20 protein-coding genes are annotated in these 23364 nt (G+C 60.7%); 10 read left to right on the plus strand and 10 right to left on the minus strand.

Features of this window, described 5'->3' with window-relative positions:
* Nucleotides 1-35: 35 nt before the first annotated feature.
* Nucleotides 36-1466 carry an exodeoxyribonuclease I gene (sbcB, locus tag C1X29_RS08770; protein WP_102687244.1) on the plus strand — a complete coding sequence of 477 codons (1431 nt, stop codon included), beginning with the start codon at nucleotides 36-38 and terminating at the stop codon, nucleotides 1464-1466.
* Between the two features lie 101 nt (nucleotides 1467-1567).
* Here sbcB and mvaT read toward each other — a convergent pair whose 3' ends face one another.
* A complete protein-coding gene (mvaT, locus tag C1X29_RS08775; RefSeq protein ID WP_007951234.1) occupies nucleotides 1568-1945 on the minus strand; it encodes a histone-like nucleoid-structuring protein MvaT in 378 nt (125 codons plus the stop codon).
* 339 nt (nucleotides 1946-2284) lie between these two features.
* On the opposite strand from mvaT, the gene purU reads away from it, so the two are divergent.
* Both purU and C1X29_RS29395 read left to right on the plus strand, forming a co-directional pair.
* Entirely contained in the window at nucleotides 2285-3133 is an 849-nt protein-coding gene (gene purU / locus C1X29_RS08785) for a formyltetrahydrofolate deformylase (RefSeq protein ID WP_102717259.1), read from the plus strand.
* A 133-nt stretch (nucleotides 3134-3266) separates the two neighbouring features.
* Nucleotides 3267-3443 carry a hypothetical protein gene (locus tag C1X29_RS29395; protein ID WP_164872161.1) on the plus strand — a complete coding sequence of 59 codons (177 nt, stop codon included), beginning with the start codon at nucleotides 3267-3269 and terminating at the stop codon, nucleotides 3441-3443.
* On the opposite strand, the gene C1X29_RS08790 is transcribed toward C1X29_RS29395, so the two are convergent.
* From C1X29_RS08790 to C1X29_RS08805, 4 genes are all read right to left on the minus strand, one after another.
* The gene (locus tag C1X29_RS08790; protein WP_102717260.1) at nucleotides 3427-4425 is read right to left on the minus strand and encodes a lysylphosphatidylglycerol synthase transmembrane domain-containing protein; all 999 of its coding nucleotides are present in this window, start codon (nucleotides 4423-4425) and stop codon (nucleotides 3427-3429) included. The two genes, C1X29_RS29395 and C1X29_RS08790, sit on opposite strands and share 17 nt — an antisense overlap.
* Nucleotides 4422-5198: a DUF2334 domain-containing protein gene (locus C1X29_RS08795; protein ID WP_102717261.1), complete on the minus strand. Its 777-nt coding sequence runs from the start codon at nucleotides 5196-5198 to the stop codon at nucleotides 4422-4424. Before C1X29_RS08795 ends, C1X29_RS08790 begins: the two co-directional genes overlap by 4 nt.
* On the minus strand, nucleotides 5191-6303 hold the full coding sequence (locus tag C1X29_RS08800) for a glycosyltransferase family 1 protein (RefSeq protein WP_085745215.1): 1113 nt from the start codon (nucleotides 6301-6303) through the stop codon (nucleotides 5191-5193). The genes C1X29_RS08795 and C1X29_RS08800 overlap by 8 nt, the downstream gene beginning before the upstream one ends.
* 158 nt (nucleotides 6304-6461) lie before the next feature.
* Complete coding sequence (locus C1X29_RS08805; RefSeq protein WP_102687245.1) at nucleotides 6462-8351, minus strand: methyl-accepting chemotaxis protein; 1890 nt, start codon at nucleotides 8349-8351, stop codon at nucleotides 6462-6464.
* Nucleotides 8352-8539: 188 nt separating this feature from the next.
* On the opposite strand from C1X29_RS08805, the gene C1X29_RS08810 reads away from it, so the two are divergent.
* A complete protein-coding gene (locus C1X29_RS08810; RefSeq protein ID WP_102717299.1) occupies nucleotides 8540-10027 on the plus strand; it encodes a helicase HerA-like domain-containing protein in 1488 nt (495 codons plus the stop codon).
* Nucleotides 10028-10037: 10 nt separating this feature from the next.
* Here the strand turns inward: C1X29_RS08810 and C1X29_RS08815 are convergent, their stop codons facing one another.
* Nucleotides 10038-10493 (minus strand): DUF721 domain-containing protein, encoded by a 456-nt coding sequence (locus C1X29_RS08815; RefSeq protein ID WP_007951226.1) that lies wholly within the window; start codon nucleotides 10491-10493, stop codon nucleotides 10038-10040.
* Between the two features lie 307 nt (nucleotides 10494-10800).
* Between C1X29_RS08815 and secA the strand changes: the two genes are divergently transcribed.
* The 4 genes from secA to C1X29_RS08835 all read left to right on the plus strand — a co-directional run bounded on the left by secA (nucleotide 10801) and on the right by C1X29_RS08835 (nucleotide 16515).
* Nucleotides 10801-13539 (plus strand): preprotein translocase subunit SecA, encoded by a 2739-nt coding sequence (secA, locus tag C1X29_RS08820; protein ID WP_085745213.1) that lies wholly within the window; start codon nucleotides 10801-10803, stop codon nucleotides 13537-13539.
* Nucleotides 13540-13661: 122 nt separating this feature from the next.
* Nucleotides 13662-14879 carry a bifunctional glutamate N-acetyltransferase/amino-acid acetyltransferase ArgJ gene (gene argJ, locus C1X29_RS08825; protein ID WP_102687246.1) on the plus strand — a complete coding sequence of 406 codons (1218 nt, stop codon included), beginning with the start codon at nucleotides 13662-13664 and terminating at the stop codon, nucleotides 14877-14879.
* 62 nt (nucleotides 14880-14941) lie between these two features.
* On the plus strand, nucleotides 14942-15574 hold the full coding sequence (locus tag C1X29_RS08830) for a glutathione S-transferase family protein (protein ID WP_102687247.1): 633 nt from the start codon (nucleotides 14942-14944) through the stop codon (nucleotides 15572-15574).
* Nucleotides 15571-16515 (plus strand): Nudix family hydrolase, encoded by a 945-nt coding sequence (locus C1X29_RS08835; RefSeq protein WP_085745211.1) that lies wholly within the window; start codon nucleotides 15571-15573, stop codon nucleotides 16513-16515. Before C1X29_RS08830 ends, C1X29_RS08835 begins: the two co-directional genes overlap by 4 nt.
* 137 nt (nucleotides 16516-16652) lie before the next feature.
* Here the strand turns inward: C1X29_RS08835 and C1X29_RS08840 are convergent, their stop codons facing one another.
* Genes C1X29_RS08840 through C1X29_RS08850 form a run of 3 tightly spaced genes read right to left on the minus strand, consistent with a single transcriptional unit; the run spans nucleotide 16653 to nucleotide 20240 of the window.
* On the minus strand, nucleotides 16653-17237 hold the full coding sequence (locus C1X29_RS08840; protein WP_102717262.1) for a cob(I)yrinic acid a,c-diamide adenosyltransferase: 585 nt from the start codon (nucleotides 17235-17237) through the stop codon (nucleotides 16653-16655).
* Nucleotides 17238-17240: 3 nt separating this feature from the next.
* On the minus strand, nucleotides 17241-19277 hold the full coding sequence (locus C1X29_RS08845) for a HAMP domain-containing sensor histidine kinase (protein WP_085745209.1): 2037 nt from the start codon (nucleotides 19275-19277) through the stop codon (nucleotides 17241-17243).
* A 45-nt stretch (nucleotides 19278-19322) separates the two neighbouring features.
* Nucleotides 19323-20240, minus strand: coding sequence for a putative 2-dehydropantoate 2-reductase (locus C1X29_RS08850; protein WP_102687250.1), 918 nt, complete (start codon nucleotides 20238-20240; stop codon nucleotides 19323-19325).
* A 140-nt stretch (nucleotides 20241-20380) separates the two neighbouring features.
* Between C1X29_RS08850 and C1X29_RS08855 the strand changes: the two genes are divergently transcribed.
* Nucleotides 20381-20866 (plus strand): YajQ family cyclic di-GMP-binding protein, encoded by a 486-nt coding sequence (locus C1X29_RS08855; protein ID WP_007951218.1) that lies wholly within the window; start codon nucleotides 20381-20383, stop codon nucleotides 20864-20866.
* Nucleotides 20867-21004: 138 nt separating this feature from the next.
* Nucleotides 21005-21844, plus strand: a complete 840-nt coding sequence (locus tag C1X29_RS08860; protein ID WP_007951217.1) for a mechanosensitive ion channel family protein — start codon at nucleotides 21005-21007, stop codon at nucleotides 21842-21844.
* A gap of 123 nt (nucleotides 21845-21967) precedes the next feature.
* Here the strand turns inward: C1X29_RS08860 and C1X29_RS08865 are convergent, their stop codons facing one another.
* On the minus strand, nucleotides 21968-23326 hold the full coding sequence (locus tag C1X29_RS08865) for an OprD family porin (RefSeq protein WP_102717263.1): 1359 nt from the start codon (nucleotides 23324-23326) through the stop codon (nucleotides 21968-21970).
* Nucleotides 23327-23364: the final 38 nt, after the last annotated feature.

Below are 23364 nucleotides of genomic sequence, written 5' to 3' on the forward strand. Positions count from 1 at the left end.
CTAGACTTTGCTGATCTTCAGTTCAGGAACCGCCCGTGACTTCCATTTTCTGGTACGACTACGAAACCACCGGCATCAATCCCCGATGCGACCGCCCGTTGCAGGTGGCCGGGATCCGCACCGACCACGAACTCAACGAAATCGACGCGCCGGTCAATCTCTACTGCCAGCCCAGCGAAGACATCCTGCCGCACCCGGCGGCGTGCGCAATCACCGGCATCACTCCGAGTCGTCTCGCCGAGCAAGGTTTGAGCGAAGCCGACTTCATGACCCGGGTTCACGCTCAGCTCGCGGCTCCCGGCACCTGCGGCGCTGGGTACAACACCCTGCGCTTCGACGACGAGATGACCCGCTACAGTCTGTACCGCAACTTTTTCGATCCCTATGCCCGTGAATGGCAGGGCGGCAACAGTCGCTGGGACCTGATCGATGTGGTGCGCGCTGCCTATGCGTTACGCCCGGATGGCTTGGTCTGGCCGACCGATGACGAAGGCAAGGTGACGCTCAAGCTCGAACGTCTGACCGCCGCCAACAACATCGATCACGGCAATGCTCACGAAGCCTTGTCGGACGTACGCGCCACCATTGCCCTGGCCCGGTTGATCCGCGAGAAGCAGCCGAAGTTGTATGACTGGCTGTTCCAGTTGCGCAGCAAACAGAAGGTCATGGACCAGATTCGATTGTTGCAACCGATGGTGCACATCTCCGGTCGTTTCTCCGCTGCGCGCAGTTATGTCGGCGTGGTGCTGCCACTGGCCTGGCATCCGCGCAACAAGAATGCGCTGATTGTCTGTGATCTGCATCTGGACCCGCAGGGCCTGCTCGACCTGGATGCCGAAACATTGCGCCAGCGCCTGTATACCCGGCGTGACGATCTGGCCGAAGGCGAGTTGCCGGTGCCGCTCAAGCTGATTCACATCAACAAGTGCCCGGTGGTGGCTCCGTTGTCGGTGCTGAGGGCTGAAGATCAGCAGCGTCTGGGTCTGGACATGGCGTTGTATCAGGCGCGTGCATTGCGACTAAGTGACGCACAACAAGTTTGGAAAGATAAAGTCTCGGCGATTTATGCCAGCGAAGATTTCACCTCGAGTGAAGATCCCGAACAACAGTTGTACGACGGATTTATCGGTGATCGCGATCGTCGTTTATGTGAGCAAGTGAGGACGACCGATCCTGCTCAATTGGCGCGAGAGCAATGGCCGTTCGATGATGAACGTTTGCCTGAATTGTTGTTTCGATATCGAGCACGTAACTTTCCCGATACGTTGAATTTCGAAGAGCAAGAACGCTGGAAAATCTTTTGCCGGCAACGCTTGTCCGCGCCGGAGTGGGGCGCCCCTAATACCTTGCAATCTTTTGCCGAGGCCATGGAGCAATGGCTGCTTAGTGCTGCGCCGATGCAGGCCGAGGTGTTGGTTGAATGGCAGAACTATGTCCAGGCATTGCGCAAACGTTTGGATCTTTGAAATCGAACATGTCCGGCGCTTGAATGCCGGGCATAAAAAAACGCCAGCATTCGCTGGCGTTTTTTTGTGTCACAGAAGCGCTCTGCGACAAGGGTTGCGGCTTAGCCCAGCAGGGTAGCCCAGCCTTCAACCACGTCACCGCCCCACTTGGCTTTCCACTCTTTCAGAGTTTTGTGGTTGCCACCTTTGGTTTCGATGACTTCGCCGTTGTGCGGGTTTTTGTATTGTTTAACTTTGCGAGCACGCTTGGTGCCGGTAGTTTTGGCTGCGCCGCCACGTGGTGCTTTGGTTTTGGACTCTGGATCCAGCAGCGCGATGATGTCGCGCAGGGATTTGGAATATTCGCCCATCAGTGTGCGCAGTTTGCCTTCGAATTCCAGCTCGGCTTGCAGTTTGTCGTCTTGCGACAGGTTCTTCAAACGGGCTTGCAGCTCTTTGATAGCTTCTTCGGTGGCGCGATATTCGTTGATCAAGGACATGATTACTACCTTATGTGGGAGTGCGCGATGGCAGGGGACAGTGCGGCAATAATAGTCAGGCTGTTTCATCAAGTAAACATTTAACCGGGGTTTTTATTTGAATTAGTTACGTTGAAAAGCCGTGAATTGAATGTTCAGTTAAATAATGTGATGGAGTCTTCACAGATATTCACACAAGCCTGTTCATGCATGGCTATTACTGCGCCATCATTCTGGCGTTTGCGCGCGTCAAAAAAGCTGCGGCGGGATGCCGTGAGGCTTCGAGGGTCATCAATACTGCAGTTTTCCCGCGCAGTCGCTAGAATGGCCGCCTTTGCGAAGTTCTGGAGTTTCCCCCTCATGCGCACTTTTCGGCTGGTGATTTCTTGCCCGGACCGCGTTGGCATCGTTGCCAAAGTCAGTAACTTTCTGGCGGCCCACAATGGCTGGATCACCGAAGCGAGCCACCACTCGGATAACCAGGTCGGCTGGTTCTTCATGCGTCACGAAATCCGTGCCGATTCCCTGCCTTTCGGTATCGAGGTGTTGCGCGAGAAGTTTGCACCGATCGCCGAAGAGTTCTCGATGGACTGGCGCATCACCGACACCGAGCAGAAAAAACGCGTGGTGCTGATGGCCAGCCGCGAATCCCACTGCCTGGCTGACCTGCTGCACCGCTGGCACAGCGACGAGCTGGATTGCGAGATTTCCTGCGTGATTTCCAACCACGACGACCTGCGCAGCATGGTCGAGTGGCACGGCATTCCTTATTACCACGTGCCGGTCAATCCGCAGGACAAGCAACCGGCCTTCGACGAAGTGTCGCGCCTGGTCAAGCAGCACGATGCCGAAGTGGTGGTGCTGGCGCGCTACATGCAGATCCTGCCGCCGGACATGTGCCGCGAATACGCGCATAAGGTCATCAACATTCACCACAGCTTCCTGCCGTCGTTCGTCGGTGCCAAGCCGTACCACCAGGCTTCGATGCGCGGCGTGAAGCTGATCGGTGCGACCTGCCACTACGTGACCGAAGAGCTGGACGCCGGCCCGATCATCGAGCAGGACGTGGTACGTGTCAGCCACAGCGACAGCATCGACGATATGGTGCGTTTCGGCCGTGACGTCGAGAAGATGGTGCTGGCTCGTGGCTTGCGCTATCACCTGGAAGACCGCGTGCTGGTGCACGGCAACAAGACCGTGGTGTTCTGATTCAGGATCGTTCCCACGCTCTGCGTGGGAATGCCTCTTCAGACGCTCCGCGTCTGCTTTGGGACGCAGGGCGTCCCGGGCTGCGTTCCCACGCAGAGCGTGGGAACGATCCACGGACCTTGAGGACATACCGATGAGCGATCCACTGGACAAAGCCACTTCCAAGGCGCCCGCCACCCTCGGCGAGGGCTGCCTCAGCCGCTATGACCCGGATGACCTGAGCCCGGAGGATGGCACGGAGTTTCCTGGCGCTGCCGAACTGTGGGAACAACTCAAGGACGAAGAGGATGACCTCAGGAAGCCTGTCTGACGCTCAGCAGTTTTTTCAGCAACGGCCGGCCCAGCATCAATAGAAACACCGGGCCACCGACCAGCAGATAGAAGTAATACGTCACCACCCGCCAGATCAGGATCGCCGCCGCCGCGGTCGATTTGCCGACCATCGGCGCCAACAGCGCCGCCGAGGTCAATTCCGCTGCACCGGCACCGCCCGGCAACAGGCTGAATTGCCCCGCACCCAGCGAAAGCATCTGGATCAGAAACGTCCAGGCCCACTGCACATCCGTCCCCAGCCCGCGCAACGCCAGATACAGCACGCTATAGCGCAGCGACCAATGCACGCAGGTCAGGACGAACACCTTGATCAATGTCTGCCACGGTAATTTCAGCGCATCGGTGAAAGCGGCAAGAAAGTGCAGCAACTGCCGTGCCCAGCGCCGTCGGGTACGCGGTTCGACGTTCATCCCGGCCAGCAGGCGCCCGCTCAGGCGAATCAAGCGACGGTGATAACGCGCGACCAGCACGCAACTGAACAGGCCGCCGGTCAACGACAGGGCACTGACGATCAGCAGCCATTCCATACGGTCGCTGAGATGCTGGAACAGCGCGTAGATCAGAATTCCGCTCAGGGCGCAGAGAAAGAACAGCAGATCGCTCAACTGATCCATCGCAAACACGGCGCTGCCCCGGGCCGGACGCACGCCGCTGCGCGCCAGCAGCGCCATGATCGTCAACGGTCCTCCGCTGCCGCCGGGTGTGGCGCACCAGGCAAATTCGGCGGCCATCACCACCCCGAGGCTTTTGAGGGGTGTGACCCGGTCACGCTGATCGCCGAGCAACAGCCGCAGGCGCAATGTGTTGATGCCCCAGCACAGCAGAACCATGGCGAACATGATCAACAGCCAGTGCAGCGGAAACGCCTGCAGGCGCCCCCAGGTCTCGCCGCCCCCGAGCAGGACGGGCACCGCCACGGCTACCAGCAGGCCGATCAGCAACAGAATGCCGCGACTCAAGCGGCACGCTCGGCTTGAGTGCGCTGGCGCGTCAGCCAGTCGATTTTGGTCATGGGCACGCGTCCGTCCGCCAGCAGTCGTTCAAGGGTGCGCCACCAGTAATCCCGGCAAAAGCGGTGGCGCATGTCCACCGGATGCAAGCCTAGACGAATCACTGGCGCCTGGCGCCAGCGCTGCTCTCGCTGTTCGCTGATGACCTTCGACATGCCGCGACGCCAGGCGCTGCGTGCGCTCCAGACCAGTCCCGGGGCCTCGACCGCGGTGAAATCCGGCAAGTGATAAAGATGCTGCGGATCGCTGGTGTAGCGCAGCGGCAATTCGCGCAATGCCTGGCGCGTGCCGTCGCTCATCAGCCAGGCCGGGGCGACGAAACCGTGCAGCGGCCAGTCGTGGCGCCGAAACAGATCGATGCCCGGGCGCAGGCGGGCGAGGGCGGCTTCCCGGGACAACTGGTAGAACTCGCCTTCATGGGTGTAGACCCGGCGCATGAACCAGTCGCGCGCCGTGCGCGGGCCGGGCTCGGTGTCTTCATGAAAATGGCCGTGCAGGGCCAGTTCATCGCCGCGTGCGACGCGCTCGTCGAGCCTTCGACAGAACGCTGGATGTGCTTCAAGTGCATCGCGTCGATGGAAATCCGGAACCACCAGCCACGTCATCGGGACGTTGCCCAACCGGTCAACGGCTTCGACGAACGCTCGATAATCGGCCCACGTGGAGGGCGCCACGTCATGCAGCACCAGCATTACCGCCGGGCGCTCGTGAAATTCAGCCATTGGCCACCCGAGGAACCGAATCGCCGAGTACCGCGTGGTAATGGCTCAGCAGGCTGTCGACCACCGTGTCCCAGGCGTAATGCCGTTCGACATGTTGGCGTGCCTGCTGGCCGAGTACGCCAGTCCCGCGACTGAACAGTTCGCGCACGGCATTGGCCATGGCTTGCGCACTGTTCGGCGCGCAGAGCAGGCCGCAGGATTCGCTGACGATTTCTTCGAACGCTCCGGCCGCCACCGCCACCACCGGAATGCCGCAGGCCATGGCCTCCAGAATCACCAGACCGAAGGTTTCCTGATCGCCGGCGTGGATCAGCGCGTCGGCACTGGCCATCAGCCGTGCGACCTGCGCGGCCGGGCAGAACCGGTCGATCACGCTGACATTGTCCGGGACGGAAGCCGGCATCGACGAGCCGACCAGCAACAGGTGATAACGCGGGCCCAGGCGTTTCATGCAATCGAGCAGCACCGGCAGGTTTTTCTCCTTGGAACCGCGACCGGCGAAGATCAGCAGACGCGTGTCCTCGGCGATCCCCAGTTCGCTGCGCAACCCGGCGTCGCGGGCATCCGGGTGGAAGGTGTGCAGATCAACGCCCAGCGGTTGCACGAAGACGTTGCGCACGCCCAACCCGCTGAGCTTGTCGGCCATCACCTGGCTGGGTGCCAGCACCCGGTCGAAATTGCCGTACAACTTGCGCACATACGCGTCGACATTCGGCGTGACCCAGTGGCCCATGCGGTTGCCCACCAGCAGCGGCAGATCCGAGTGATAGAAGCCGATCACTGGCACATCGAGTTGTCGACGCGCATCGAGCGCAGCCCATGCGGTGAGGTACGGATCACCAACTTCGATCAGATCAGGCTGCAGATCCTGCAGGACGTTTCGCCAAGGAGCCAGGCGCAGGGGAAAGCGATAGCCCTTGCCGAAGGGCAGGGCGGGGGCGGGAACCGTGTAGACGCCATCGCGTTCGCCCAAGTGCGCGCCGGGAATCAGCAGGCTGTGGCGGATGCCGGGCTTGACTCCCAGCCGGCGGTGCTTGGCATCCAGATAGGTGCGCACGCCACCGCTGGCCGGGGCGTAGAACATGGTGATGTCGGCGATATGCACGGTGAACGTCCCTCCGCGTTGATCTCCCTTGGTTGACCTTTATCAAGAATAGATGTTCGGTCGGGGTTTCGCGGTGGGGTGCAAGGCCGGTTTCGGAGGGATTGTCGGTCGTCTTCGTCGGACAGTTGTGAACGACGAAGACGACCGGCAGAGCGGCTTTAAATGCGGAAGCTGCCAACCAGTTGCTTCAATCGCGAAGCCTGCTGCTCCAGATCCGAGCAAGCCCGCAACGTCGCCTGCAGGTTTTCGACACCTTCCTGGTTCAGCGTATTGATCTCGGTGATATCCACGTTGATCGACTCGACCACAGCCGTCTGTTCCTCGGTTGCGGTAGCCACCGACTGGTTCATCCCGTCGATTTCACCAATGCGCTGGGTCACGCTGTTCAGGCGTTCGCCGGCGAGGTTGGCGATGTCCACGCTGTCCTGGCTGTGGCGCTGGCTGTCGCTCATGGTACTCACGGATTCGCGGGCGCCGACTTGCAGCTCCTCGATCATGGTTTGTACCTGTTGCGCCGATTCCTGGGTGCGGTGGGCGAGGTTGCGCACCTCGTCCGCCACCACCGCAAAGCCGCGACCGGCTTCACCGGCACGTGCCGCTTCGATGGCCGCGTTGAGCGCCAGCAGGTTGGTCTGCTGGGAAATGCTGGTGATCACCTCCAGGATCTGGCCGATGTTCACGGTCTTGCTGTTCAGCGATTCGATATTGCTGCTCGATGCGCTGAGCATGCTCGAAAGCTGATTCATGGCCTTGATGCTGCGCTCCACCACTTGCTGGCCGTCTTCAGCCAGGCCGCGGGCGTCGCTGGCCTGGGTCGAGGCCTGGGCGGCATTGCGGGCGATTTCCTGGGCGGCGGCGCCGAGCTGGTTGATCGCCGCAGCCACGCTGTTGGTGCGCGAGGCTTGCTGGTCGGAGTTGTACATCGACGAGTTCGAGGCCGCGACCACCCGCAGGGCGACTTCGTTGACCTGGCCGGTGGCCGATGACACTTCGCGAATCGAGCCGTGAATACGCTCGACGAAACGGTTGAACGCGGTGCCGAGCACGCCGAATTCGTCCTGATTCTGAATGGTCAGACGTTTGGTCAGGTCGCCTTCGCCGTCGGCGATGTCTTCCATGGCACGAGTCATCACGTGCAGCGGCTGGATCAGGATACGGATCAGCATGCCGAGCAGGGCAATGATGATCGCCACCGCAATCACGGTCGCGATCACGGCCGAAGCGCGGAATTCGCTGAGCATCGAGAAAGCTTTGTCTTTGTCCACCGACAGGCCGATGTACCAGTTCACCGACGGCAGGCCCTTGATCGGGGTGAAGTTGACGATGCGGGTCTTGCCGTCGACGGTGACTTCACTGAAGTCACTGCTGATGCGCGGGGTGTCCTGCGGATAGGCTTCCTTCAGTGACTTCATCACCAGGGCCTTGTCCGGGTGCACCAGGATCTTGCCGTCGGCGCTGACCAGGAACGCGTAGCCCATGCCGGAGAAGTCCCGGGCGCTGAGGGTGTTGATCAGGGTTTGCAGGCTCAGGTCGCCGCCCACCACGCCCACGCTCTGACCGGCCTTTTTCGCGGCGGTGGCGATGGAAATGATGGTCTGGCCGGTGGCGGCGTCGATGTACGGTTCGGTCAGGGTCGAGGTGCTGCTGCTTTCCGCACCTTTATACCAAGGACGAACACGTGGATCGAAACCGTCCGGCATCTTCGCATCCGGGCGGATGGTGAAGTGCCCGGTAGCATCGCCGAGGTAAGACGCCATGAAGGTCGACGTCAGGGCTTTCTGTTCCAGCAGGCTGGCGACGGCGGCAGGATCGGGGTTGATGGCGATGTTCTGGGCCGCGTTCTCGATCAGCAGGATGCGCCCGCTGAGCCAGGTCTGGATATTGTCGGCTGTGACCTCGCCCATCTCGTTGAGGTAATTGTCCAGGTCCTCGCGGATCGCATTGCGTTGCAACCAGTCGTTGTACAGCGTGAACGAGGCGAAGGCGGCAATGACGATGAGGGCGGCGGCAAGCAGGATTTTATGGCTGAAACGCAGATTTTTGTTCATGGCTTGGGGTTCCGCTAAGGTCTTATTATTCAGGGCGTGCTTCTATAGATACTCGCCAGGTGGGCTTGATGGGTACAAGCAGGTATTTCCGCTTCTCCTTAGGGAAATCTCCGATGCGGATGTCAGTCGCATCTGTCACCTTTAGCTATCGGCCATGCTCGATCAAAGATTAACCATTGGGTGACCAAATGCCTGAATCTTCGCAACTTGTAATCGGCGCTGACCTCGCCGGGCAACCGATCGCCCAGGCCATGCGCCTGGCCAACCGTCACGGACTGGTGGCCGGCGCAACCGGTACCGGCAAAACCGTCACCCTGCAGCGTCTGGCCGAGGCGTTCAGCGACGCCGGGGTCGCGGTGTTCGCCGCCGACGTCAAGGGCGACCTGTGCGGCCTCGGTGCTGCCGGCAACCCTCAGGGCAAGATTGCCGAGCGCATCGCCGGCATGCCGTGGCTCAAGCACACGCCTCAGGCGTATCCCGTGACCTTGTGGGACATTCACGGTCAGTCCGGTCATCCGTTGCGCACTACGTTGAGTGAAATGGGCCCGCTGCTGATCGGCGCCTTACTGGAACTGACCGACAGCCAGCAGTCGGCGCTGTACGCCGCTTTCAAGGTGGCGGATCGCGAAGGCCTGTTGCTGCTGGATCTCAAGGACCTGAAGGCGCTGCTCAATCACCTCAAGGACAATCCGCAGCTGTTGGGCGAAGACGCCGCGCTGTTCACCACCGGCTCCAGCCAGGCGCTGTTGCGGCGTCTGGCCACGCTGGAGCAGCAGGGCGCCGAGGCGTTGTTCGGCGAACCGGCGCTGCAACTGGAAGACATTCTGCAACCGACCGCCGATGGTCGCGGACGCATTCATTTGCTGGACGCCAGTCGTCTGGTGCATGAGGCGCCGAAGGTCTACGCGACCTTCCTTTTGTGGCTGCTGGCCGAGCTGTTCGAGCAACTGCCGGAGCGCGGCGATGCCGACAAACCGCTGCTGGCGCTGTTTTTCGATGAGGCGCATTTGCTTTTCGGCGACACGCCCAAGGCGTTGCAGGAACGCTTGGAGCAAGTGGTGCGGCTGATCCGTTCCAAAGGTGTGGGTGTGTATTTCGTCACTCAGTCGCCGGGCGATCTGCCGGACGATGTGCTGGCGCAACTGGGACTGCGGATCCAGCACGGCCTGCGCGCGTTCACCGCCAAGGAACAGAAATCCCTGCGGGCGGTGGCGGACGGCTTCCGGCCGAATCCGGCGTTCGACACCTTGTCGGTGCTCACCGAACTCGGGATTGGCGAGGCTCTGGTCGGCACCTTGCAGGAGAAGGGCACGCCGGAAATGGTCCAGCGAGTGCTGGTAGCGCCGCCGCAATCGCGGATCGGGCCGTTGACCGAGACCGAGCGCACGGTGCTGATTGCCGGTTCGCCGTTCAAGGGCCGTTATGACAAGCCGATCGATCGCGAGTCGGCCTATGAAATCCTGATGGGGCGCAAGGGGCTGGCACCCGAGGCTGAAGCGGCGCCGGGCAAACCGGCCGCTGAAGAGCCGAGTCTGGCGGACAAGGCCGGAGAATTCCTCGGCACGGCGGCGGGACAGGCGCTCAAGTCGGCGATGCGCCAAGCAGCGAATTCGCTGGGTAAACAGTTGGTGCGCGGTCTGATGGGTTCATTGCTCGGCGGCAGCAAACGCCGCTGATCAACAAGGCTCAGGTTTTGGGTTTGGCGTGGGCGGCCAGTCGTTCCAGTGCCGCTCGCAGATTCGGATCGCTGATCCCGTCGGCGGTGGCCTGGATGGTCGCCGCCGCATCCGTTGACAGGTCGATCGTCGGCCCGCTCGCTTCGCGCTGGATGGTCGGTGGCCGTACGGCGAACTTGATTCGCGTCAGATTGGCGAACTCGTCGAACATCTGCAGTTGCCGTTGCAGGCGCTTCTGTTGATAGCGCAGGCGCGTGGCCCAATGGCCGTCGGTGACGATCAGCAACAGTTCGCCTTCGCGCCACTTGGCTACGTGGCAGTGTTCACGGGCGGCAGGTTGCAGCTGGCTTTCGAGCAGACGTTGCAGATGGGCCAGGCGCTGGGCATGACCGAGGATGGCTTTCAGCGGTCTGGCTTCGCGTAGCAGAACGGCGGGCGCTCTGGCTGTGAGAGGGCGAAATGCCATGATCTAGGACCTGAAGTGACAGAGGCGCCATGGTAGCAGATGGCAGCCATTTCACTCGCCCATTGCTTTTGTCCCTGCTTTGCCCATTAAATCAACGACTAACTTCTTCGCTGTACGGCTTGAAGTTGAGCAAAACGCCCCTATTTTAAGTGAGCCCCGTCAAAGCGCAGTGCCAGCATCGTGGAATATCCCCACTTTCCTCACCACCGTTTCCGGGTAGAATGCTCGTTCGCATGCGGCCATGAGGGCTGCACGGGCGACTCACGGGGCCGCCCTCCATCCCTTTAGTGTGGAAGATCCTGCCGATATGTTTGCGCCTTTGTTAAAGAAACTTTTTGGAAGCAAGAACGAGCGTGAAATCAAACGCATGCTCAAGACGGTGCAGCTCGTCAATGCCTTCGAAGAGAAGATGGTCGCCCTCTCGGACGATCAACTGCGCGCCAAGACCGCAGAGTTCAAGGACCGCATTGCCAAGGGGGAGACCCTCGACAAGCTGTTGCCCGAAGCCTTCGCGGTCGCCCGTGAAGCCGGCAAGCGTGTCATGGGCATGCGCCACTTTGACGTCCAGCTGATCGGTGGCATGACCCTGCACGAAGGCAAGATCGCCGAAATGCGCACCGGTGAGGGCAAGACGCTGGTGGGTACTCTGGGCGTTTACCTCAACGCGCTGTCCGGCAAGGGCGTGCACGTTGTGACCGTGAACGATTACCTGGCCCGCCGCGACGCCAACTGGATGCGTCCGCTGTATGAATTCCTCGGTCTGAGCGTCGGCATCGTGACGCCGTTCCAGCCGCCGGAAGAGAAGCGCGCCGCCTACGCCGCCGACATCACCTACGGCACCAACAACGAATTCGGGTTCGACTACCTGCGCGACAACATGGCGTTCAGCATGGAAGAGAAATTCCAGCGCGAACTCAACTTTGCCGTGATCGACGAAGTCGACTCCATCCTCATTGACGAAGCGCGTACCCCGCTGATCATTTCCGGTCAGGCCGAGGACAGCTCCAAGCTGTACATCGAGATCAACAAGCTGATCCCGAAACTCAAGCTGCACGTCGAAGAAGTCGAAGGCGAAGTCACCCAGGAAGGCCATTTCACCGTCGACGAGAAGACCCGTCAGGTCGAACTCAACGAAGCCGGTCACCAGTTCATCGAAGAGCAACTCGCCAGTGTTGGCCTGCTGGCTGAAGGCGAGAGCCTGTACTCGGCGCATAATCTGGGTCTGCTGACTCACGTTTACGCCGGCCTGCGTGCGCACAAGCTGTTCAACCGCAATGTCGAATACATCGTGCAAGACGGCCAGGTCGTGCTGGTCGACGAGCACACCGGTCGCACCATGCCGGGTCGTCGTCTGTCCGAAGGCTTGCACCAGGCCATCGAAGCCAAGGAAAACCTGAATATCCAGGCCGAAAGCCAGACTCTGGCATCGACCACGTTCCAGAACTACTTCCGTCTATACACCAAGCTGTCCGGCATGACCGGTACCGCTGATACCGAAGCATTCGAATTCCACCAGATCTATGGTCTGGACGTTATGGTCATTCCGCCGAACAAACCGTTGGCCCGTAAGGACTACAACGACCTGGTGTTCCTGACCGCCGAAGAGAAATATGCGGCGATCGTCAACGACATCAAGGAAAGCATGGCTGCCGGTCGTCCGGTACTGGTGGGTACTGCGACCATCGAAACCTCCGAGCACATGTCCGCATTGCTCGTGAAGGAAGGCATCGAACACAAGGTTCTGAACGCCAAGTTCCACGAAAAAGAAGCTGAAATCATCGCGCAGGCCGGTCGTCCGGGCGCCCTGACCATCGCTACCAACATGGCCGGTCGTGGTACCGACATCCTTTTGGGCGGCAACTGGGAAGTTGAAGTCGCGTCGCTGGAAAACCCGACCCCTGAGCAGATCGCCCAGATCAAGGCCGACTGGCAGAAGCGTCACCAGCAAGTGCTGGAGTCCGGCGGTCTGCAGGTGATCGCGTCCGAGCGTCACGAATCCCGTCGTATCGATAACCAGCTGCGTGGCCGTGCCGGCCGTCAGGGCGATGCCGGTTCCAGCCGCTTCTACCTGTCGCTGGAAGACAGCCTGATGCGCATCTTCGCCTCTGACCGGGTGAAGAACTTCATGAAAGCCCTGGGGATGCAGCCTGGCGAGGCCATCGAGCACCGTATGGTGACCAACGCCATCGAGAAGGCGCAGCGCAAGGTTGAAGGCCGCAACTTCGACATCCGCAAGCAACTGCTCGAGTTCGACGACGTCAACAACGAACAGCGTAAAGTGATCTATCACATGCGTAACACGTTGCTGGCCGCGGACAACATCGGCGAAACCATCGCTGATTTCCGTCAGGACGTCCTGAACGCCACCGTCAGCGCGCACATTCCGCCGCAATCGCTGCCAGAGCAGTGGGACGTGGCCGGTCTGGAAGCGTCGATCGCCAGCGATTTCGGCGTGAAGCTGCCGATCCAGCAATGGCTCGACGAAGACGATCACCTGTACGAAGAAACCCTGCGCGAGAAGCTGATGAACGAGCTGATCGCCGCGTACAACGAAAAAGAAGACCAGGCGGGCGCCGAAGCCCTGCGTTCGTTCGAGAAGCAGATCGTGCTGCGCGTTCTGGACGACCTGTGGAAAGACCACCTGTCGACCATGGATCACCTGCGTCACGGCATCCACCTGCGTGGTTATGCGCAGAAGAACCCGAAGCAGGAATACAAGCGCGAGTCCTTCACGCTGTTCTCCGAGCTGCTGGATTCGATCAAGCGCGACTCGATCCGTGTGCTGTCGCACGTTCAGGTTCGCCGCGAAGATCCGGCCGAAGAAGAACAACGCCTGCGTCAGGAAGCCGAAGCACTGGCCGCCCGCATGCAGTTCGAACACGCCGAGGCTCCTGGCCTGGAAGCGCAACCGGAACTGGTCGGTGAAGAGGTCGATGTGGCCCTCGCCACCGCCCCGGTGCGCAACGAGCAGAAGCTGGGCCGCAACGAACTGTGCTACTGCGGTTCGGGCAAGAAATTCAAGCATTGCCACGGGCAGATCCAGTAAAACCCGTTTCAATTGCTGAAATACCCGCGCCGCGACCGGCACCAGCCGTCGCGGCGTTTTGCCATTTACACCACCGTCACTACGCTTGGCGGTGCTGACATCATTGAGTAAGGAGCGCATTCATGGCTGTTGGTCTTGGTCCTTTGCCAACGTTGCACCCGGTTGCCGGTTTTGAACTCGGTATCGCTTCGGCCGGCATCAAGCGCCCGGGGCGCAAGGATGTCGTCGTGATGCGTTGCGCCGAAGGCTCCACCGTGGCGGGCGTGTTCACGTTGAACGCTTTCTGTGCAGCGCCGGTGATCCTGGCCAAGAAACGCGTGCAGAACCCGGTGCGCTACCTGTTGACCAACACCGGTAATGCCAACGCCGGCACCGGCGAGCCAGGCCTGGCTGCTGCCGAGCGCACCACCGCCAAACTGGCTGAACTGACCAGCGTCGATGCCAGCCAGATCCTGCCTTACTCCACCGGCGTGATCGGCGAGCCGCTGCCGGTCGAGAAGATCGAAGGCGCCTTGCAGGCCGCGCTGGACGATCTGTCGGAAAACAACTGGGAAGCGGCCGCCACCGGCATCATGACCACCGACACGCTGCCAAAAGGCGCCAGCCGCCAGTTCCAGCATGACGGCGTGACCATCACCGTCACCGGCATCAGCAAAGGCGCGGGCATGATCCGTCCGAACATGGCGACCATGCTCGGTTACATCGCCACCGACGCCAAAGTCTCCCGCGACGTGTTGCAAAACCTGATGCTGGACGGTGCCAACAAGTCGTTCAACCGCATCACCATCGACGGCGACACCTCGACCAACGACTGCTGCATGCTGATCGCCACCGGCAAGGCTGCGCTGCCGGAAATCACCCGTGCCGAAGGCGAGCTGTTCGCCAAGCTGAAACAGGCCGTGTTCGAGGTGTGCATGGACGTGGCCCAGGCCATCGTGCGTGACGGCGAAGGCGCGACCAAGTTCGTGACCGTTGAAGTCAACGGCGGCGGCAATCACCAGGAATGCCTGGACGTCGGCTACACCGTGGCCCACTCGCCGCTGATCAAGACTGCACTGTTCGCCTCCGACCCGAACTGGGGCCGCATCCTCGCCGCCGTCGGCCGTGCCGGCGTGCCGGATCTGGACGTGAGCAAGATCGACGTGTTTCTCGGTGACGTGTGCATCGCCAGCCGTGGCGCCCGCGCCGCGACCTACACCGAAGCCCAGGGCTCGGCGGTGATGCAGCAGGAAGAAATCACCATCCGTATCGAATTGGGTCGCGGCGATTGCAGCGAAACCATCTGGACCACCGACCTGTCCCACGAGTACGTGAAGATCAACGCCGAATACCGCACCTGATCCCTGCCGAAGAGGGAGGTCTGCGGACCTCCTTTTCTTCTGTCCCATGAAAGGACCCGAACATGAGCCTTCACCTGATCATCGGCGACAAACTGCTTTCCTCCTGGTCCCTGCGCGCGGCACTGGCGCTTGAACTGACCGGCGCGCCCTACACCGAAGAATTGGTCAAACTCGGCAAGCCCGACACCCGCGAGCGGCTGCTGGCGCACTCGCCGACCGCCAAGGTGCCGCTGCTGAAAACCGCCCGTGGCACCGTCGCCGATTCTCTGGCGATTGCCGAATACCTGGCCGAGCAGTTTCCTTCCGAACAACTCTGGCCGACCGATATCTTCGCCCGAGCCCAGGCGCGATCCGCCTGCGCGCAGATGCACAGCGGCTTCTTCGCCATGCGCAACCACATGCCGTTCAACCTGAGCCACGACGCGCCGCTCAACCCGGTGCCGCCGGAAGTGAAGGTCGATGTCGAGCGCATGCTCGCGCTGTGGGCCGAATGCCGCGCCGTCGCGACCGAGCCTGGGCCTTACCTGTTTGGTCGGGTGTCGCTGGCCGATGCGTTCTTCGCACCGATTGCCGTGCGCCTGCGCACCTATCAGGTGAAGTTGTCGGCCGATGATGAAGCCTATGTTGAAACCGTCTACCAGTGGCCGGCCTTCAAGGCCTGGCAAAAGGCAGGACTGGAGGAATTGCAGTCGTGAAACGTGTACACGTCGCCGCCGCCGTCATTCGTGACGGCAGCGGCAAGATTCTGATCGCCCGGCGTGCCGATACCCAGCATCAGGGCGGCCTCTGGGAATTTCCCGGTGGCAAGGTCGAAGCCGATGAGTCGGTGCAAACAGCATTGGCCCGCGAGCTGCACGAAGAGTTGGGCATTGTCGTCGGCGCCGCGCGGCCGCTGATCAAGGTGCGCCACGATTACCCGGACAAACAGGTGTTGCTGGATGTCTGGGAAGTCTCGAGCTTTACCGGCGAACCCCATGGTGCCGAAGGCCAGCCATTGGCCTGGGTTTCGGCCAAGGAGCTGACGGATTACGAATTCCCGGCGGCCAACCAGCCGATCGTCGCGGCCGCGCGTCTGCCCGCCGAATACCTGATCACCCCGGAAGACCTGGAAACCCCGGCCTTGCTGCGCGGCATCCAGAAGGCAATCGCCGGTGGCATCAAGCTGATCCAGCTGCGTGCGCCCAATGGTTATGACCCGAAATACCGCGACCTTGCGGTAGACGCGGTCGGACTGTGCGCCGGCAAGGCGCAGTTGATGATCAAGGGCCCGTTCGAGTGGCTGGGCGATTTCCCGGCCGCGGGCTGGCACATCACTTCGGCGCAGTTGCGCAAGTACGCGGCCGCGGGGCGTCCGCTGCCGGCGGAGCGCTGGTTGGCGGCGTCCTGCCACAACGCTGAAGAACTGGCGCTGGCCGAGCAGATGGGCGTGGATTTCGTCACCCTGTCGCCGGTGCAGCCGACCCTGACTCACCCGGATGCACAGCCGTTGGGCTGGGAGCAGGCTTCGACGCTGATCGAAGGCTTCAGCAAACCGGTGTTTCTGTTGGGCGGAGTCGGCCCGGCGGAGCGCGAGAAAGCGTGGAATGCCGGGGCTCAGGGTGTGGCGGGGATTCGGGCGTTCTGGCCACAGGCCTGATTTTGTATTGAGGCTGACGTCCCCTTCGCGAGCAAGCCCGCTCCCACAGTTGAGTGCATTCCAACAGGAAGAACTCGATCAACTGTGGGAGCGGGCTTGCTCCGGGCGGCGTTCCGACGAAGGCGTCCTGACAGTCGCTACTGATCTGAAGGTTTCGCCGCCGGTTGCCACAGAATCTCGGCAACACCCTGGCGCCGGGCGATCAGCCTGGCCGCCACAAACAACAGATCCGACAAGCGATTGATGTACGCCAGGCCAACCCCGGCCAACGGCTCGATCGCATTCAAATGCTGGCAACGCCGCTCGGCACTGCGCGCCAGGCTGCGACAGACATGGGCCTGGGCAATCAGTATCGAACCGCCCGGCAGAATGAAGTTCTCCAGCGGCCCCAATTCCTCGTTCCACAGATCGATCGCGGCTTCCAGCCGTTCGATTTCTGCTGCGTTCAATGCCTGATATTCCGGCATCGCCAGTTCACCGCCAAGGTCGAACAGCCGATGTTGGCAGGGCGCCAACACGTCGATCAGCTCATTCAGCCCGGGGCAGGTTTCGCGCTCGGCGATCAATCCGGCCAGCAGCACGCCGACCTGACTGTTCAGCGTATCGACCTCGCCAATGGCCTCGATGCGCGGGTGATCCTTGGGCACCCGGCGGCCGTCGCCGAGTCCGGTTTCGCCCTTGTCGCCGGTGCGGGTGTAGATCTTCGACAAGCGAAAGCCCATGGTTTACCTCGGTAGTTGATTGGTTTCGGCGGCGATGGGCGCCGGTTGCGCCAGTGGCAGGCGCAGGGTGAAGCAGGTGCCTTGCCCCGGCGCCGACTGCACTTCCATCTGCCCTTTGTGGTTGTTGGTGATGATGAAGTACGACACCGACAGGCCGAGGCCCGTACCCTGGCCGATTTCCTTGGTGGTGAAGAATGGCTCGAAGGTGCGCTTGCGCACGTTCTCGCTCATGCCGATGCCGTTGTCCTCGACCTGAATCTCGGCCCAGGGCGGATTGAGCCGGGTGCGCAAGGTGATTCGCCCCGGCTCGCTGTCATCTTCGCGCTGGTGGATCGCCTGCGCGGCGTTCTTCAACAGGTTGAGCAGCACCTGTTCGAGTTCGTTGGCGGTGCCGGGCACCGGGCCCAGCGCCGGGTCGAACTGGCGAATGATCGCCTGACCCTTGAAGTCGAAGCCGATGGCCAGGTCAAAGTCGTTACCGGCGATTTCCACCGCTTGATCGATCAGCGCCGGCAGGTCGCACGGTGCCATCTGGCGGTTGCTGCGGCGACTGAAACTGAGCATGTGGGTGACGATCTTCGCCGCCCGGGCGCCGGCCTGCTGGATGCCGTCAAGCAGTTGCGGGACTTCCCGACCTTGCAGATAACGGTTCACGGTATCGAGTTCGATGCCCAGTTGTTCGGCCTGTTCGAGGTTCTTCGGCAGGTCTGGTGACAGGCGTCGGCGGATGTTCTGCACGTTGTGCAGGATCGCCCCCAGCGGGTTGTTGATCTCGTGAGCCATGCCGGCGGCAAGGCCACCCACGGACAGCATTTTCTCCGACTGCACCATCATTTCTTCCAGCGACAGGCGCTGGGTAATGTCGTCGATCCGGATCACCACGCCGCGCCCGGCGCCGCCCATCAATGGGTAGAAGGTGAGGGCGTAGTGCTTGGGCTCGTCGTCCTTGAACCACGTCACCCGCTCGATTTTCGCCACCGTGTGTTGTTCGACGGTCTGCTTGAGTTGCGGCAGAAACGGCTTGAGCGGCTCGAAGGCGAGGAAGATCGGCTGGTTCAGCGCTTCGTCAAGCCGTGTACCGGAAAGGGCGCTGGCCTCCTGGTTCCACTGCGTCACGTAGAGCTGTTCGTCGAGGGCGATCAGCGCCGAGGGCATGGAGTCGATGATGCTGTTGAGGTAGTTCTGGAACCCGGTGAGTTTTTTCTCGATCTTGCTGCGCACCTGGACTTCCAGCTCCAGCTTGCGGTTGGTGTGGCGGGTTTCTTCAGCCAGACCTTGGGCCTGATCGTAAGCTGCTTGCGAGTCATCGCGGGCACGCTTGAGTTGCTGCTCCCGGGCCTCGATGCGCGAAAGCATGGTGTTAAATGCTTCGGCGAGGCTGCCGATTTCGTCATGGTTGCCCCGGGAGGCGCGCAGGGCGTAGTTCTCCTCGCGGGTCACCTGGCGGGACAGTTCTTCCAGCTGATGGATCGGCCGGGTGATCAGACGCTTGATCTGCCGGGCGATGACCAGCCACAGCAGCACACTGAAAATCAGGATCCCCAGACTGGCCGTGAGCGTGCCGGTGTAGAACGCGACTGGCAGTTCGCTGCTGGCCACCAACAGCAGGTGGCCCGGTGCAGTGCCGGGGCGGGGCAGGGTGATGAGTTGGTTGCTGCGAAACTCGGTCAGTTGCCAGGCTTCGATGTGCCGGTAGCGTTCCGGCAGTTTGAGTTTGTCGCCGTGTTGCAGTTGCGCCAGACGTTCGCCTTTGCCGTCATATAAAGCGGCGGCACGCAGCGGGGAATAGCTGTCGAGCTCCTTGAGCAGGCGCTCGGCGCTTTGCGGCGACTGCAAGGCTTCGGCCACCAGACTCGGGTTGGACACCAGCCGGCCGATGGTCTGCAACGCCTGGGGCGCCATGCTTTCCTGGGAAATGTAATAGGCGGCGCTGATAAAGGTCAGGTTGGCGACCAGCAATACGGTGGTCAACAGCACCAGCAGGGCGGCCAGCAGTTTCTGGCCGACCGGCAGGTTTTCAAGACGCTGGCGCAATGGCATCAGGTTTATCGCAGCAAAGGAACAAGTGGCCAGCGTAGCCGCTGCTCAGTCGACGGGCAATCCGAGACTGTGCAGATGGGCAGTCAGGCGCTGCTGCAACTGCTTGAGATGCGGCAGGTTCAACTGATGACGCTCTGCAACCTTGCAGGCATGCCCAAGCAAATAGCTGATCTCGGTGCGGCGTTTGCTGGCCACGTCCTGATACATGGACGAGAAATTCGCCGCCGTGGCCTGGATCACCCGCTCCACTTCCTGTTGCAGGTTGTCCGCCGCCGCCGGTTGCCCGCAGCGTTCGAGCAGCTCGGTCAGTTCGCCGCACAGCGTGGCGACTTCGCAGTGATGTTGCTGCAAGCCGCCGTTGCGGGAGTCGTGCAGCACCGTCAGCGGATTGATCGCACAGTTGAGCGCCAGTTTGCGCCACAGGCGGGTGAGGATGTCGGCGCTCCATTCATGGGGGATTTTTGCCGCCTCAAGATCGTCCAGCCAGATCGGCGCGACAGGATGACCGGCGTCGCCGAGCCAGGTGTAGCCGTGGCCGGCGAATACCACGCGCCAGTCGCCGTCGCGAAACGCGCCTTCGGTGCTGGAGGCGCTGATGCAGCGGGCCTGCGGGACTCGCGCGGCGACTGCTTCCTGGCTGCCGAGGCCGTTCTGCAAAAGAATCAGTTCGGCGTCCGGTGCCAGGCGATGGGCAAGCCCGGCCACGGCCGCTTCGGCGTCGTAGGCTTTGCAGGCCACCAGCAGGCGACGGATGGGGCCGGGACTGTCCGGGGTTTCGCCGGGGATCGCGTAATGGCTGGCCACGCCCTGTTCGACGAGGGTCAGGCCGCCCGCCGTTGCATAGTCGTGCAGGCGGTCGAGGTCGCGCAGGATCAGCCGGACCGGCAATCCGGCCCGGGCCAGACGTGTGGCCCAGAGCGTGCCCAGACTTCCGGCGCCGAGGACATGCCAGGGGGTGGACATCAGTTTTTCACTCGGTAAGGTACAGGCATGCAAGGCTCGCCGTGTCGGTGGGAAAAGACCCGTTATAATGAGCCCGATTTTAACCGCAAGCCAAGCGCGCCGCGTCCCGTACGAGCGCGCCTTTTTATTGGAGAGATTACATGCCGTCGTTCGACGTGGTATCCGAACTGGACAAACACGAACTCACCAACGCGGTCGAGAACGCCGTGAAGGAACTCGATCGTCGTTATGACCTGAAAGGCAAGGGCAGCTTTGAATTCAAGGAAAAGGACCTGACCGTCCACCTGACCGCTGAAGCCGATTTCCAGCTGGAAGCGATGATCGAGATCCTCAAGCTGGCCCTGGTCAAGCGCAAGATCGACGTGCAGTGCCTTGAAGTCAAAGATTCCTTCGCCTCGGGCAAGCTGATGAAGCAGGACGCCGTCCTCAAGGAAGGCATCGACAAGGAACTGGCGAAGAAGATCGTCGGCCACATCAAGGAAGCCAAGCTCAAGGTACAGGCCGCCATTCAGGGCGAGCAGGTGCGTGTGACCGGCAAGAAGCGTGACGACCTGCAGGAAGCCATCGCGGCCCTGCGTGCCAAGGAATTCGGCATGCCACTGCAGTTCAACAACTTCCGCGACTAAGCTTTTCGGTCGGGAACCTCTCGGCGTTTAAAGCGTCCGAGGCCCAAGCAACGGCAGAAACGATTGAGCCCTTTACGGCCCGGTCTTTCTGCCGCTGGTTTTTTACAGCCCGGGAAGCCGGCAATCAGGAGATAAAAGATGGATTTGAATGCTGAGGTGGACAACCTGGTCAAGGCGTCCCAGGCGTGGATTCCGATGATCATGGAATACGGCAGCCGTGTGTTGCTGGCGGTGATTACCCTGGCCATCGGCTGGTGGCTGATCAACAAGGTCACGCAAAAGCTCGGCGGCCTGCTGGCCCTGCGCAATGCCGACCTGGCCCTGCAAGGTTTCATCAGCAGCCTGGCCAACATCATTCTCAAGGTACTGCTGATTGTCAGCGTGGCATCGATGATCGGCGTCGAGACCACCTCGTTCGTCGCGGCGATCGGTGCGGCCGGCCTAGCCATCGGTCTGGCGTTGCAGGGCAGCCTGGCGAACTTCGCCGGCGGCGTGCTGATTCTGCTGTTCCGTCCGTTCCGCATCGGTGACTGGATCGAAGCCCAGGGTGTGGCGGGTACTGTCGACAGCATCCAGATCTTCCACACCGTGCTGCGCACCGGTGACAACAAGACCATCATCGTGCCGAACGGCAACCTGTCGAACGGCATCATCACCAACACCAACCGTCAGCCGACCCGCAAGGTTGTGTTCGACGTAGGTGTGGATTACGAAGCCGATCTGCAAAAGGCCCGTCAGGTGCTGCTGGATCTGGCCAAGGATGATCGTGTTCTGCAGGATCCGGCACCTCAGGCTGTTATTTCGACACTGGGTGACAGTTCGATCACTGTTTCTCTGCGCGTCTGGGTTAAAACCGCGGATTACTGGGATGTGATGTTCATGTTTAACGAACAGTCCCGTGATCGTTTAAAGACTGCAGGCATTGATATTCCTTTTCCGCAACGAGTGATTCGTGTGGTTCAGGAATCGGCGGTGTAATGATAGGTTGCTAATTAATTGCCTGACTTATCGGTCAGGCATCTATTACAAGTGACAGGCAATAAAAAAGGCCCATCCGAAGATGGGCCTTTTTGTTTTGTTACCGCAACTAACTCGGTGCGATTACAAAAGCGACAGCGGGTAGTCGACGATCAGACGGAACTCTTTCACGTCGCCTTCACCTTCGTCGGCGTTAGCGAAGTGCCAGGCTTGACGAAGACGGAAGGACAGGTCTTTGGCCGGGCCGGACTGAACAACGTACTTGGCTTCGAAGTTGGTTTCGTTGTGCTTGCCGTCTTCACCGTACATACCGGCGTAAGTGCTGTTTGCTGGAGTTTTGGTACCGTCGATGTCCCAACCTTTCACGTAACGGGTCATGAAGCTCAGACCTGGAACGCCGTACTCGGCCATTTTCAAGTCATAACGGATCTGGGCAGATTTCTCGTTAGGAGCGTTGAAGTCGGAGTACTGGATGGAGTTGGCGAGGAAAATCGAGTCGCCGCCGCGGTTGTTCTTGCCCACACCGATGTAGTCGAACGGGGTATCGCCGTTAACCTTTTGGAAGGCCAGGGTGATGGTGTGTGCTTTCAGGAACGAGAGAGCAGTAGCCAGCGAGAACGTTGTGTTGCTGATGTCGCCCGCGTTCGCTTTACCGGTATCGGTGGTGCGGTAGATGTTGAAGTCGGTGTTCAGCGACGTGTCACCACCGAACGGGGTGGTGAGGTTCACGTTGGCGTAGTACTGGTTCCAAATGTCTTCCAGCTTGGAGCCATACAACGATGCGGAAAGATTTTCGGTGATGCCGTACTTGCCACCGAAATAGTCGATCGACTTGGCTGCAACACCACTGCCACCATTCGCGTAGGTTGCATACAGATCGCCGCGGCTATCGTTTTTGTCCTGGCTGGAAGCCGAGTAGAAGTGACCGGCTTCGAGATCAAGGTCTTTGACTTCGCTGCTCTGCAGTTGGAAGCCGGTAGCCACTTGAGGAAGGATACGGGAACCGCCAATAGCGAACACTGGAGAGGTGCTCGGGCTCATTTCGCCGAATTTCAGCTCGGTTTTGGAGACGCGGAATTTAACAGCAGCGCCGGCTTTACCCTGGCTGTCGTTTACGTCGCGGCTACCATTGGCGTTGCGGGTGTCGCTACGGCTCATGTTGCCCGAACCGCTGGTGCCATCACCGCCGTCCAGTTTAATGGCCAGGTAACCGAATGCATCAACGCCGACACCAACAGTGCCTTGGGTGTAACCGGAACTGAAGTTGCCCCAGATACCTTGGGTCCAGTCTTTCACGTCCGGGGCACGGTCTTTGTTGTCACGGTTGAAGTAATAGTTGCGAATCAGCAAATCAGCTTTCGCGTCTTCAACAAAGCCTTTCGCTTCAGCCTGGTCACTTACAAACGGTGCGGCTGTAGCCACTTGAGTACTGGCTGCTGCTGCAACTGCCAGTGCGATCATGCTCCACTTCATCACGCGCATCGTGATTTGCTCCTTTGGTTTTAGAAGAGTACTGCCGT

The sequence above is a fragment of the Pseudomonas sp. GW456-12-10-14-LB2 genome (assembly GCF_002884345.1).
In the GTDB taxonomy this organism is placed as follows: domain Bacteria; phylum Pseudomonadota; class Gammaproteobacteria; order Pseudomonadales; family Pseudomonadaceae; genus Aquipseudomonas; species Aquipseudomonas paraglycinae.

Excerpts from the sequence above, each read along its gene's own strand:
- mvaT (WP_007951234.1), bottom strand. The coding sequence starts at position 1,945 with ATGTCCTTGATCAACGAATATCGCGCCACCGAAGAAGCTATCAAAGAG.
- purU (WP_102717259.1), top strand. The coding sequence starts at position 2,285 with ATGCGCACTTTTCGGCTGGTGATTTCTTGCCCGGACCGCGTTGGCATC.
- C1X29_RS29395 (WP_164872161.1), top strand. The coding sequence starts at position 3,267 with ATGAGCGATCCACTGGACAAAGCCACTTCCAAGGCGCCCGCCACCCTC.
- C1X29_RS08795 (WP_102717261.1), bottom strand. The coding sequence starts at position 5,198 with ATGGCTGAATTTCACGAGCGCCCGGCGGTAATGCTGGTGCTGCATGAC.
- C1X29_RS08805 (WP_102687245.1), bottom strand. The coding sequence starts at position 8,351 with ATGAACAAAAATCTGCGTTTCAGCCATAAAATCCTGCTTGCCGCCGCC.
- C1X29_RS08810 (WP_102717299.1), top strand. The coding sequence starts at position 8,540 with ATGCCTGAATCTTCGCAACTTGTAATCGGCGCTGACCTCGCCGGGCAA.
- C1X29_RS08815 (WP_007951226.1), bottom strand. The coding sequence starts at position 10,493 with ATGGCATTTCGCCCTCTCACAGCCAGAGCGCCCGCCGTTCTGCTACGC.
- secA (WP_085745213.1), top strand. The coding sequence starts at position 10,801 with ATGTTTGCGCCTTTGTTAAAGAAACTTTTTGGAAGCAAGAACGAGCGT.
- argJ (WP_102687246.1), top strand. The coding sequence starts at position 13,662 with ATGGCTGTTGGTCTTGGTCCTTTGCCAACGTTGCACCCGGTTGCCGGT.
- C1X29_RS08830 (WP_102687247.1), top strand. The coding sequence starts at position 14,942 with ATGAGCCTTCACCTGATCATCGGCGACAAACTGCTTTCCTCCTGGTCC.
- C1X29_RS08840 (WP_102717262.1), bottom strand. The coding sequence starts at position 17,237 with ATGGGCTTTCGCTTGTCGAAGATCTACACCCGCACCGGCGACAAGGGC.
- C1X29_RS08845 (WP_085745209.1), bottom strand. The coding sequence starts at position 19,277 with ATGCCATTGCGCCAGCGTCTTGAAAACCTGCCGGTCGGCCAGAAACTG.
- C1X29_RS08850 (WP_102687250.1), bottom strand. The coding sequence starts at position 20,240 with ATGTCCACCCCCTGGCATGTCCTCGGCGCCGGAAGTCTGGGCACGCTC.
- C1X29_RS08855 (WP_007951218.1), top strand. The coding sequence starts at position 20,381 with ATGCCGTCGTTCGACGTGGTATCCGAACTGGACAAACACGAACTCACC.
- C1X29_RS08860 (WP_007951217.1), top strand. The coding sequence starts at position 21,005 with ATGGATTTGAATGCTGAGGTGGACAACCTGGTCAAGGCGTCCCAGGCG.
- C1X29_RS08865 (WP_102717263.1), bottom strand. The coding sequence starts at position 23,326 with ATGCGCGTGATGAAGTGGAGCATGATCGCACTGGCAGTTGCAGCAGCA.